This window comes from Streptomyces sp. CNH287, from assembly GCF_000424825.1.
Genome location: NZ_AUKQ01000004.1, coordinates 248,953 through 260,611 on the forward strand (window position 1 = coordinate 248,953; position 11,659 = coordinate 260,611).

Below are 11,659 nucleotides of genomic sequence, written 5' to 3' on the forward strand. Positions count from 1 at the left end.
CCCCGCGCCTGGCGCGGGGGCTCTTCGTGTGCCGGGCTCCGGTCCCGGCGGCCGGGGCGTCAGACTCCGGCGGGTGTACGGTCCCTGGCTTCGTCCGGGCCGCCCTCCTCCAGACCGACCTTGCTGTGCAGCCGCCGCAGGGCGGCGGGCGCGTACCAGGCGGTGCGGCTGCCCAGCACCCGCATCGCGGCGGGCACCAGCACCCCGCGTACGGCGACCGCGTCGATCAGGATCGCCAGCCCGCTGCCGAGGCCGAACATCTGGAGGAAGCTGACCTGGCTGGTGCCGAAGGCGAAGAAGCTGACCGCCAGCAGGCCCGCCGCCATGGTGACGATCCGTCCGGTGCGGGCGAGCCCCTGGGTGACGGCGGTGGTGTTGTCGGCGCCCGCGTCGTGCAGTTCCTTGATGCGGCTGGTGACGAAGACCTCGTAGTCCATGGACAGGCCGAAGACGATGCAGAACAGCAGCACCGTCATCGAGGTGTCCATCGGCATCGGGGAGAAGCCCAGCAGCGAGGACAGATGGCCGTCCTCGAAGATCCACACCATCACGCCGATGGCGGCCGTGAGGCTGACGCCGTTGAGCAGGAGGGCCCGCAGCGGCTGCACCACGCTCCCGGTGAAGAGGAAGAGCAGGATGAACGTCGTGCCGGCCACCATGCCCACCGCGGCGGGCAGGTTGTCGCTGATCGCCGTCTTGGAGTCGACCAGCTGCGCGTCCGCGCCGCCGACGAGGGTCTCGACGCCGCCGGGGCCGGGGATGCCGCGCACCTCGCGGACCAGGTCCTCCGCCGCCGGGGACTTGGACTCCAGCGTGCTGGTGACGGTGAGCCGCTGCGCGCTCGGCCGGTCCAGCGCCGCGTGGGCCTCGCCGGGTGGGCTGGACCCCTCCGCGGTGTACGTGCCGGTGCCGGCCTGGACGCGCGCGACGCCGTCCAGGGCGCTGAGCTTCCCGGCGTACGCCGCCAGTTCGTCCGCCTGGACGGGGCCGGTGGTCACCACCTGGATCGCGTTCGCGTCGTTGCCCGTGAAGCCCTCCGCCACCGCGGTCGAGACCAGCCGGCTCTTCGCGTCCTCGGGCAGCACCCGCTCGTCCGGGGTGCCGAAGGTGACCCCGAGCAGCGGGCTGGCGGCGAGCAGCAGCAGCGCCAGCACCGGCAGGGCGGTCAGTGCGGGGCGGCGCATGACGGTGGCCGCGATCCGGCCCCAGACGGGGGCGTCAGGGCGGCGTACGGACTCCGCCCAGGGCAGCCGTCCCTTGTTGACCCGGTGCCCCAGTACCGCCAGCAGCGCCGGGACCACGATCAGGGCGGCCAGCGCGGCGATGGCGACCACGCCGATGCCCGCGTAGGCGAAGGAGCGCAGGAAGAAGGGCGGGAAGAGCAGCAGTGCGGAGAGGGCGGCGACCACAGTCGCGGCGGAGAAGGCGATGGTGCGGCCCGCCGTCCGCACCGTCGTGCGCAGCGCCTCGGGCACCTCGTCGCCCTCGCCCAGCCGCTCGCGGAACCGGCTGACCAGCAGCAGCCCGTAGTCGATGCCCAGGCCGAGGCCGAGCGCGGTGGTGAGGTTGATGGCGAAGACCGAGACGTCGGTGACGCTGCCGAGGACGTACAGCTCGGCGAAGGTGCCCAGGATGGCGATCATGCCGATGGCCAGCGGCAGCAGCGCGGCGACGAGGCTGCCGAACGCGAGGATGAGCAGGATCAGGGTGAGCGGCACCGCGATGGCCTCGGCCACCAGCAGGTCGCGGGAGACCTGCTCGGTGATGTCGTTGTTCAGCGCGGCGGGACCGCCCGCCTGCACGGTGACCGCGCCCCGGTCGCCCGCCCAGGCGTCGACGACCTCCTTGGCGTACTCGGCCTGCTTGGCGCTGCCGCCCCCGACATGGGCCAGCAGCAGCGCCTCGTTGCCGTCCTTGGAGGCCAGGCTGGTGCTCTCGGCGTCCCAGTAGGAGACCACGTTGGTGACGTGTGCCGCGCCGCGCACGCCTTCGGTGATCTCGCGGCCGGCCTGCCGCACGGCGGGAGAGTCGAGGCCCCCCTCGGCGCGTATGTGCAGGATGAGGTTGCTGTCGCCGCCGAACTCGTCGTCGATGACCTTCTGCGCCCGCGAGGACGCCGCGTCGGGGTCCTCGAAGCCGCCCGCCTGGAGCTTCCCGAAGGCTCCGAAGCCGAGGGCACCCATCGCCACCACGGCGACGAGAGTCAGGAGCAGGAGTGCGCGGGCCCGCCGCAGGCACAGCTCCGCGATCCGGTGCAACATGGTCTTCCCCTTTGATGTTTACATCGTCAACATCTCACTCTTCCAGGGGATGTTAATGCTGTCAACATGAGGCAGGATGGCAGCCATGGAGGACAACTCGCGGAAACCCGGCTCCGCGCGGGGTGCCGGTGGCGGTGCCGTCGGCGGGGGCAGTGGCGGCTCCGTCGGCGGCAAGGCGGCCTACCACCACGGAGACCTGCGGAACGCCCTGATCGAGGCGGCCCTCGGGCTGGCACGCCACGGGGGTCCCGATGCGGTCGTGCTGCGCGCCGCCGCCCGCGCCGTCGGGGTGTCACCCACCGCCGCCTACCGGCACTTCGCCGGACAGGGCGAGCTCCTGGCGGCGGTCAAGGCGGTCAGCCAGCACCGCCTCGCCGACCGGATGGCCGGGGCCGCCGGTCCCGGCGGCGAACGCCCGGCCCGGGACACCGAGGCGGTCGAGCGCCGGATACTCGACATGGGGCGCGGCTACGTCAGCTTCGCCCTGGAGGAGCCGGGCCTCTTCCGCTCCGCCTTCTGCGACACCCCCGAGCTCGAAGTCCCGGTGAACGCGGCGGGCGTGCCGCAGCCGGCCGGGCAGTGGCCGCAGTTCCGCTCCTTCCAGCTCCTGATCGACGTGCTCGACGACCTGGTGTCCGCGGGCCGGATGCCGCCGGAGCGCCGGGCGGGCGCCGAGTTCACCGCCTGGTCGCTCGTGCACGGCCTGGCCACGCTGCTGCTGGACGACAGGATGTTCGCCCGGCTCTCCGCGCGGCAGCGGGATGCGGTCGTGGAGCGGGCGCTGCGCACCCTGGTCGCGGGCTTCACCGCGCCCTGATCCGCGGCAACCCACCGTCCTCGCACGCGGAGTCGATGTTCGGCGTAAGCTGGACCGGTGCGAAAATCGCGGCTACCGGGGATGTGCGGCCACGGCGGCATCGCTGGTCGGGCACCCGCCTGACCGGCAAGCCGCGCAGGTCAGCCCGCGCGGCGTGTCCGAAATACGCGTTCCCGGAGCGACAGTGTAGAAACGGAGATGTGACGGCAATGGCTCCTGGCAGCGCGTGGTGACCGCGGAGGCGGACGCGCACGCCCATACGGTGCTGGCCAAGGCCGCGCACGAGAACTTCCCCGTGGCCCCCCGCTTCCTGCCGGCCGCCTGGCGCGACGACCTGATGGCCGTCTACGGCTTCGCGCGCCTCGTCGACGACATCGGTGACGGCGACCTGGCGCCCGGCGGCCTGGACGCCGCCTACCTCGGCGTCGACCGGGCCCAGCGCGAGGACCGCCTGGCCATGCTGGACGCCTTCGAGGCCGACCTGCACCGGGTCTTTCGGACCGCGGCCCCGGCCGTCGGCGGCTCCGCGGACGGCAGCGCCGCCGCGAGCAGCGCCGCCGCGGGCGGTGCCGAGCCGGGCCACCCGCTGCTGCGGGCGCTGGTCCCCACCGTGCGCCGCCGCGCGCTGACCCCCGAACCCTTCCTCGGCCTGATCGAGGCCAACCGCCAGGACCAGAAGGTCCGCCGCTACGCCGACTTCGGGGAGCTGCTGGCCTACTGCGAGCTGTCCGCCAACCCGGTGGGGCGGCTCGTGCTCGCCCTCACCGGCACCGCGACCCCCGAGCGCGTCCGCCGCTCGGACGCCGTCTGCACCGGGCTCCAGATCGTCGAGCACCTCCAGGACGTCGCGGAGGACCTCGCGCGCGGCCGGATCTACCTGCCCGCCGCCGACATGGCCCGCTTCCACGTCAGCGAGGCCGACCTCGCCGCGCCGACGGCGAACGCCTCCGTACGCACCCTGATCGCGTTCGAGTCGGAACGCGCCCGGCAGCTGCTCAGCGAGGGAGGGCCGCTGATCGACAGTGTCGGCGGCAGGCTCAGACTGCTGCTGGCGGGATTCGTCGGCGGCGGTCTCGCGGCGCTGCGGGCCATCCGCGCCGCGGGCTACGACGTACTGCCCGGACCACCCGTACCCACCAAGCGCGGTCTGCTGCGTGAGGTGGGTACCGCACTGCGAAGAGAGGGGTGAGCCAGACCGTGGACCGAAGCCCGCCACTGCGGCAGGTGTCCCCACCGGTAATCGCCGCGTACAGCTACTGCGAGACCGTCACGGGGCAGCAGGCCCGTAACTTCGCGTACGGCATCCGGCTGCTGCCGTCCGGGAAGCGCCGGGCGATGTCCGCCCTCTACGCCTTCTCCCGGCGTGTCGACGACATCGGCGACGGCGATCTCGACCCGGCCGTCAAGCAGACGCGGCTGGAGGACACCAGAAGCCTGCTCGGCCGCATCCGGGACGGCGAGGTACCCGAGGACGACACCGACCCGATCGCCGTGGCGCTCAGCCACGCCGCCCGGCGCTACCCCATCCCGCTGGGCGGCCTGGACGAGCTGATCGACGGCGTCCTGATGGACGTGCGCGGCCAGGAGTACGAGACCTGGGCCGATCTCCAGACCTACTGCCGCTGCGTGGCGGGCGCGATCGGCAGGCTCTCGCTGGGCGTGTTCGGCACGGTACCGGCGCCCGCCGGGGGCGTACAGGACTCCGCGCGCGCCGCCGAGTACGCCGACACCCTCGGCCTCGCGCTCCAGCTCACCAACATCCTGCGCGACGTACGCGAGGACGCCGCCGACGGGCGCACCTACCTGCCCGCCGAGGACCTCGACAAGTTCGGCTGCTCCGCCGGGTTCCACACCGACACGCCGCCGCCGGGCAGCGACTTCGCCGGGCTGGTGCACTTCGAGGTGCGCCGCGCCCGCACACTGTTCGACCAGGGGCTGGCCCTGCTCCCGCTGCTCGACCGCCGCTCCGGCGCCTGCGTCGCCGCCATGGCCGGCATCTACCGCCGCCTGCTGGACCGCATCGCCGGGGACCCGCGGGCGGTGCTGCGCGGCCGGGTCTCCCTCTCCCCACGGGAGAAGGCGTACGTGGCGATGCGGGGGCTCTCCGGCCTCGACACCCGGCAGGCCGCCCGCCGCGCCGCCCGGCGGAGCGGCTGATGGCACCACGGCACACGGCATCCGGGCGGACGGGGGGGCGGCCCGGCCCGGCCGTCGTCGTCGGCGGCGGACTGGCGGGCACCACGGCCGCGCTGCGGCTGGCCGACGCCGGGCACCAGGTCACCCTGCTGGAGAGCCGGCCCCGGCTGGGCGGCCTCGCCTTCTCCTTCCGCCGCGACTCCCCGGCGGGCGAGCTGACGGTCGACAACGGCCAGCACGTGCACCTGCGCTGCTGCACCGCCTACCAGTGGTTCCTGGAGCGGATCGGCGGCGCGCCGCTGGCCCCCGTGCAGCGGCGGCTGGACGTGCCCGTACTGGACGTGGCCGCGGGCCGGCTCGGCAGGCTGCGGCGCACGGCCCTGCCCGTACCCCTGCACCTGGCCGCCAGCCTCGCCGGCTACCCGCACCTCTCGCTCGCCGAGCGCGCCGGGGTGGGCCGCGCCGCGCTCGCGCTGCGCGGGCTCGACCCGGCCGATCCCGCCCTGGACGGCACGGACTTCGCGACCTGGCTGCACCGGCAGGGCCAGTCCCCGCGCGCGGTGGAGGCCCTGTGGGACCTGGTGGGGGTGCCCACCCTCAACGCGCGGGCACCTCAGGCGTCGCTCCAGCTGGCGGCCAAGGTCTTCCGTACGGGGCTGCTCTCCGCCCCCGGCGCGGCCGACATCGGCGTCTCCGCCGCCCCGCTGGGCGACCTGCACGACCTGCTGGCCCGTGCCGCGCTGGACCGTGCGGGGGTGCGCACCGTCCTGCAGGCGAAGGTGCGCGGCCTGGCCCCGGCCCCCGGCGGCGGCTGGCGCGTCACCGCGCGCTCGGGCCGGGAGGCCCCGGAGGAGCTGGACGCCGCCTCGGTGGTGCTCGCGGTGCCGCAGCGCGAGGCGCACCGGCTGCTGCCTGAGGGCGCGCTGGCCGGCCAGGACCGGCTGCTGGGCATCCGCGACGCGCCGATCCTCAACGTCCACGTCATCTACGACCGCCGGGTGCTGCGCAGGCCCTTCTTCGCCGCGCTGGGCTCACCGGTGCAGTGGGTCTTCGACCGCACCGGACCCTCCGGCCTGACCGGCGGCGGCCAGTACCTCGCGCTCTCCCAGTCGGCCGCACAGGACGAGATCGACGACCCGGTGGCCCTGCTGCGGAAGCGTTACCTCCCCGCGCTGGAGCGGCTGCTGCCCGCCGCGCGCGGCGCGCTCGTACGCGACTTCTTCGTGACCCGTGAGCGCACCGCCACCTTCGCCCCCGACCCGGGGGTGGGCCGGCTGCGTCCCGGCGCGGGCACGGCGCTGCCCGGCCTCTCGCTCGCCGGAGCGTGGACCGACACAGGCTGGCCCGCAACGATGGAAGGCGCTGTGCGCAGCGGAATCGCCGCCGCCGGAGCGGCGGCTGGTGTGGTGGACCGCCCGTACGACGACGATCCACCGCACCGCACGGACGGGAGGGCGGCGGCATGAGCGAGACCCGCGGCGCCGGCAAGGCCAGCAGCACCGGCAGGACCAGCAGTACCGAAGAACTTGGAGGAGACCCCGTGACCACGGACCAGCTCAGTGGCAGCGTCGGCAGCAGTGGCGCCGCGGACGTCAACGCCCTGCTGGAACGCGGCCGTACGCTCTCCACGCCCGGCCTGCGCGCCGCGGTGGAGCGGCTGGCACCCCCCATGGGGACCATCGCCGCCTACCACTTCGGCTGGATCGACGCCGAGGGCCGTCCCTCGGACGCCGACGGCGGCAAGTCCGTGCGGCCCGCGCTGACCCTGCTGGCCGCCGAGGCAGCGGGCGCCGAGGCGGAACGGGGCCTGCCCGGCGCCGTCGCCGTGGAGCTGGTGCACAACTTCTCACTGCTGCACGACGACCTGATGGACGGCGACGAGCAGCGCCGCCACCGGGACACCGTCTGGAAGGTGCACGGCCCGGCTCAGGCCATCCTGGTCGGTGACGCTTTGTTCGCCCTCGCCAACGAGATCCTGCTGGAGCCGGGCACCCCCGAGGCGGGCCGGGCCACCCGCCGCCTCATCTCCGCGACCCGCAAGCTGATCGACGGCCAGGCCCAGGACATGGCCTACGAGCACCGCGAGCGGGTGACCGTCGCCGAGTGCCTGGAGATGGAGGGCAACAAGACCGGCGCGCTGCTGGCCTGCGCCACCTCCATCGGCGCCGTGCTGGGCGGCGCGGACGACCACCTGGCGGACGCCCTGGAGTCCTACGGCCACCACCTCGGCCTGGCCTTCCAGGCGATCGACGACCTGCTGGGGGTCTGGGGCGACCCGGTGTCGACCGGCAAGCGGACCTGGAGCGACCTGCGCCAGCGCAAGAAGTCGCTGCCGGTCGTCTCCGCACTGGCCGCCGGGGGTCCGGCGGCCGACCGCCTCGCCGAACTCATGGCCGCCGACGTCAAGAAGACCCAGCGGGAATTCGCGGACTTCGACGAGGAAGAGTTCGCCACCCGCGCGGCGTTGATCGAGGAGGCGGGCGGCAGGGAGTGGACTTCGGCAGAGGCCCGGCGCCAGCACGCTACGGCCGTCGAGGCGCTGCACGGCGTCGAGATGCCGGAGACCGTGCGCGGCCAACTGGTCGCGCTCGCCGACTTCGTGGTCGTGCGCCAGCGGTGACGTGACACGTCCGGGCTGCGCGCGGGGCTCTCAGCGGACACTGCGGAAGGGGAAGCGATGACAGCTACGGCCGACGGCAGCACCGGGGCGGTACGGCCCCGCGCACTCTCCGAGGCACCAGACGGCGGGACATCGGACGGCGGCGGGGGAACCGCAGAAGAGCGCACGGCACGGGCCGCGGAGCGCACCAACGCGCGCGCGGTGAAGTACCTGCTGGCCCGTCAGGACTCCGCGGGCTGGTGGAAGGGCGATCTGGAGACCAACGTGACCATGGACGCGGAGGACCTGCTGCTGCGGGAGTTCCTCGGCATCCGGGACACGCGGACGACGGCCGCCGCCGCCCGGTTCATCCGCGCCCAGCAGCGCGCGGACGGCACGTGGGCCTCCTTCCACGGTGGCCCCGGCGAGCTGTCCGTGACGATCGAGGCGTACGTGGCCCTGCGGCTGGCGGGCGACGCGCCGGAGGCCGCGCACATGGCCACCGCTGCGGCCTGGGTCCGTGAGCGGGGCGGCCTCGCCGACAGCCGGGTCTTCACCCGCATCTGGCTGGCGCTCTTCGGCTGGTGGCGCTGGGAGGACCTGCCGGAGCTGCCCCCGGAGATCATCTATCTCCCCAAGTGGTTCCCGCTCAACATCTACGACTTCGGCTGCTGGGCCCGCCAGACCATCGTCCCGCTCACGGTGGTCTCCGCCCTGCGCCCGGTGCGGCCGGCGCCGTTCGCGATCGACGAGCTGCGCGGCGCCGCGTCCGGCGCCGTCGGTGCCGCAGCCCCGCGCCGTACGCGCCGCTGGGCGCCGGTCACCAGCTGGGACGGCGTCTTCCAGCGGCTGGACTTCGGCCTGCACGCCTACCGGCGCGTCGCCGTGCGCCCGCTGCGCCGCGCCGCCCTCAAGGACGCCTCGCGGTGGATCATCGAGCGGCAGGAGAACGACGGCTGCTGGGGTGGTATCCAGCCGCCCGCCGTCTACTCGATCATCGCGCTGCGGCTGCTGGGCTACGACCTCGACCACCCCGTGATGCGGGCGGGCCTGGAGTCGCTGGACCGCTTCGCCGTCTGGCACGAGGGCTCGGCGAAGGAGGGCGCCGCCGACGAGGGGCCCAGCCGGATGATCGAGGCGTGCCAGTCGCCGGTCTGGGACACCTGCCTGGCCACGATCGCGCTCGCCGACGCGGGCGTGCCCCCGGACCACCCCGCGCTCGTCAAGGCGGCCGACTGGATGCTGGACGAGCAGGTCGTACGGCCCGGGGACTGGTCGGTGCGCAGACCGGGACTGGCGCCCGGCGGCTGGGCGTTCGAGTTCCACAACGACAACTACCCCGACATCGACGACACCGCCGAGGTCGTGCTGGCGCTGTGCCGGGTGCGGCACCCCGACCCGGCCCGGGTCGAGGCGGCCATCGAGCGGGCGACCCGCTGGAACCTGGGCATGCAGTCCAAGAACGGCGCCTGGGGCGCCTTCGACGCCGACAACACCAGCGGCTTCCCCAACCGGCTGCCCTTCTGCGACTTCGGCGAGGTCATCGACCCGCCGTCGGCCGACGTCACCGCGCACGTGGTGGAGATGCTGGCCGCGACGGGCCTGCGCGACCACCCCGGCAACCGGCAGGCGGTGACCTGGCTGCTGGCCGAACAGGAGGCCAACGGCGCCTGGTTCGGGCGGTGGGGCGTCAACTACCTCTACGGCACCGGGTCGGTCGTGCCGGCCCTGGTCGCCGCCGGGGTGCCCGAGTCGCACCCGGCGATCCGGCGGGCGGTGAACTGGCTGGAGAGCGTGCAGAACGAGGACGGCGGCTGGGGCGAGGACCTGCGCTCCTACCCGGACCCGGACTGGATCGCCCGCGGCGAGTCCACCGCCTCGCAGACCGCCTGGGCGCTGCTGGCCCTGCTCTCGGCGGGGGAGCGGGACTCCAAGAGCGTCCAGAGCGGCATCGAGTGGCTGGCCAGGACCCAGCAGGAGGACGGCTCCTGGGACGAGCCGCACTTCACCGGTACGGGCTTCCCGTGGGACTTCTCCATCAACTACCACCTCTACCGCATGGTGTTCCCGCTGACCGCGCTCGGCCGTTACCTGCACGGCGCCGAGGGGGCCCTCAAGCCGCTGGCGGCGGGCGGGGCGCGGGACGCCTGATGCCGAAACCGACCGGTGCGGTGGGCCCGCTGCTGATCGCCTGCGCGCTCGGCATCGAGCGGTTCGCCCTGCGCCGGGGCGACCGTGGACCGGTCACCGTGCTGCGTACCGGCATGGGTCCGCAGGCCGCGGAGCGCGCGGTCGCCCGCGCGCTGCGCGGCGAGCCCGTGCCGGGCGGTACGCCGGTCATCGCCACCGGCTTCTGCGCCGGGCTCGATGGCGGCATGCACCCGGGCGACCTGGTGCTCGCCACCGAGACCCGGGACGCCGCGGGCCGTACGCCCTGCGTGGAGACCGAGCGCCTCGCCGAGGCGCTCGCCCCGCTGGGCCGGCTGCACGTCGGGCCGCTCGCGGGCTCCGGACACGTGGTCCGGGGCGCCGAGCGGGCCCGGCTGCGGGCCACGGGAGCACTCGCGGTCGACATGGAGTCGGCGGTCACGCTGCGCACGGCCGTACGGGCGGCGCCGGGCCGCCCGGTGGCCGCCGTCCGGGTGGTCGTGGACGCCCCCGAGCACGAACTGATCAGACTCGGGACACTGAAGGGGGGAATATCCGCCTTCCGTGTCCTGCGTGCAGTACTGCCCGCTTTTTCGCAATGGCACCGAAATTTGCTGCTCCCCCGGAGGTGAGCCAGGAATGGCCATGCCGCTTCGCCAGACGTTCCGCATCGGCACCTATCTCATGGAACAAAAGCTCCGCAAGCGGGAGAAGTTCCCGCTGATCGTCGAGCTGGAGCCCCTCTTCGCCTGCAACCTCGCCTGCGAGGGCTGCGGCAAGATCCAGCACCCGGCCGGGGTGCTCAAGCAGCGGATGCCGGTCGCGCAGGCGGTGGGGGCCGTGCTGGAGTCCGGCGCCCCGATGGTGTCCATCGCGGGCGGCGAGCCACTGATGCACCCTCAGATCGACGAGATCGTAAGGCAGTTGGTGGCACGGAAGAAGTTCGTCTTCCTCTGCACCAACGCCATGCTCATGCGCAAGAAGATGGACAAGTTCACCCCTTCCCCGTACTTCGCCTTCGCGGTGCACATCGACGGGCTGCGCGAGCGGCACGACGAGTCGGTGGCGAAGGAGGGGGTGTTCGACGAGGCCGTGGCGGCGATGAAGGAGGCCAAGCGGCGCGGCTTCCGCGTCACCACCAACTCCACCTTCTTCAACACCGACACCCCGCAGACGGTCATCGAGGTGCTGGACTACCTCAACGACGACCTGAAGGTGGACGAGATGATGATCTCGCCCGCCTACGCCTACGAGAAGGCGCCCGACCAGGAGCACTTCCTCGGCGTCGACCAGACCAGGGAGCTGTTCCGCAAGGCGTTCGCCAGCGGCAACCGCCGCCGCTGGCGGCTCAACCACAGCCCGCTCTTCCTGGACTTCCTGGAGGGGAAGGCCGACTTCCCGTGCACGGCCTGGGCCATCCCCAACTACTCCCTCTTCGGCTGGCAGCGGCCCTGCTACCTGATGAGCGACGGCTACGTGCCGACGTACCGGGAGCTGGTGGAGGAGACTGACTGGGACAAGTACGGGCGTGGCCGGGACGACCGCTGCGCCAACTGCATGGCCCACTGCGGCTACGAGCCCACCGCCGTGCTGGCCACCATGGGGTCGCTCAAGGAGACGATCAGGGCCGCGCGGGAGACGGTGGGCGGCAACCGCGGCTGAGGACTGTCCGGGCCGCACCGCGGCAATGGCCGAGTG

Annotated in this window: 9 protein-coding genes; 8 read left to right on the forward strand and 1 reads right to left on the reverse strand. The window is 73.5% G+C overall.

What is annotated here, in order from left to right:
* Nucleotides 1–59: 59 nt before the first annotated feature.
* Nucleotides 60–2,261, reverse strand: a complete 2,202-nt coding sequence (locus H299_RS0104065) for an MMPL family transporter (RefSeq protein ID WP_027747367.1) — start codon at nucleotides 2,259–2,261, stop codon at nucleotides 60–62.
* Between the two features lie 76 nt (nucleotides 2,262–2,337).
* On the opposite strand from H299_RS0104065, the gene H299_RS0104070 reads away from it, so the two are divergent.
* The 8 genes from H299_RS0104070 (at nucleotide 2,338) to hpnH (ending at nucleotide 11,623) form a co-directional block, all read left to right on the forward strand.
* Entirely contained in the window at nucleotides 2,338–3,078 is a 741-nt protein-coding gene (locus H299_RS0104070) for a TetR/AcrR family transcriptional regulator (RefSeq protein WP_486587142.1), read from the forward strand.
* A 226-nt stretch (nucleotides 3,079–3,304) separates the two neighbouring features.
* Nucleotides 3,305–4,267, forward strand: coding sequence for a squalene synthase HpnC (gene hpnC / locus H299_RS0104075; RefSeq protein ID WP_027747369.1), 963 nt, complete (start codon nucleotides 3,305–3,307; stop codon nucleotides 4,265–4,267).
* A gap of 35 nt (nucleotides 4,268–4,302) precedes the next feature.
* Nucleotides 4,303–5,235: a presqualene diphosphate synthase HpnD gene (hpnD, locus tag H299_RS0104080; protein WP_037757877.1), complete on the forward strand. Its 933-nt coding sequence runs from the start codon at nucleotides 4,303–4,305 to the stop codon at nucleotides 5,233–5,235.
* Nucleotides 5,235–6,680, forward strand: coding sequence for a hydroxysqualene dehydroxylase HpnE (gene hpnE, locus H299_RS0104085; protein WP_037757683.1), 1,446 nt, complete (start codon nucleotides 5,235–5,237; stop codon nucleotides 6,678–6,680). Before hpnD ends, hpnE begins: the two co-directional genes overlap by 1 nt.
* Nucleotides 6,677–7,834: a polyprenyl synthetase family protein gene (locus H299_RS0104090; RefSeq protein ID WP_051262111.1), complete on the forward strand. Its 1,158-nt coding sequence runs from the start codon at nucleotides 6,677–6,679 to the stop codon at nucleotides 7,832–7,834. Before hpnE ends, H299_RS0104090 begins: the two co-directional genes overlap by 4 nt.
* A 57-nt stretch (nucleotides 7,835–7,891) precedes the next feature.
* Nucleotides 7,892–9,964, forward strand: a complete 2,073-nt coding sequence (shc, locus tag H299_RS0104095) for a squalene--hopene cyclase (RefSeq protein WP_027747373.1) — start codon at nucleotides 7,892–7,894, stop codon at nucleotides 9,962–9,964.
* A complete protein-coding gene (locus H299_RS0104100; protein ID WP_027747374.1) occupies nucleotides 9,964–10,593 on the forward strand; it encodes a phosphorylase family protein in 630 nt (209 codons plus the stop codon). The genes shc and H299_RS0104100 overlap by 1 nt, the downstream gene beginning before the upstream one ends.
* 7 nt (nucleotides 10,594–10,600) lie before the next feature.
* Entirely contained in the window at nucleotides 10,601–11,623 is a 1,023-nt protein-coding gene (gene hpnH / locus H299_RS0104105) for an adenosyl-hopene transferase HpnH (protein WP_027747375.1), read from the forward strand.
* Nucleotides 11,624–11,659: the final 36 nt, after the last annotated feature.

Coding starts and splice junctions, on each gene's coding strand:
- H299_RS0104090 (WP_051262111.1), top strand. CDS start 6,677: ATGAGCGAGACCCGCGGCGCCGGCAAGGCCAGCAGCACCGGCAGGACC.
- H299_RS0104100 (WP_027747374.1), top strand. CDS start 9,964: ATGCCGAAACCGACCGGTGCGGTGGGCCCGCTGCTGATCGCCTGCGCG.
- shc (WP_027747373.1), top strand. CDS start 7,892: ATGACAGCTACGGCCGACGGCAGCACCGGGGCGGTACGGCCCCGCGCA.
- H299_RS0104070 (WP_486587142.1), top strand. CDS start 2,338: ATGGCAGCCATGGAGGACAACTCGCGGAAACCCGGCTCCGCGCGGGGT.
- hpnE (WP_037757683.1), top strand. CDS start 5,235: ATGGCACCACGGCACACGGCATCCGGGCGGACGGGGGGGCGGCCCGGC.
- hpnH (WP_027747375.1), top strand. CDS start 10,601: ATGGCCATGCCGCTTCGCCAGACGTTCCGCATCGGCACCTATCTCATG.
- H299_RS0104065 (WP_027747367.1), bottom strand. CDS start 2,261: ATGTTGCACCGGATCGCGGAGCTGTGCCTGCGGCGGGCCCGCGCACTC.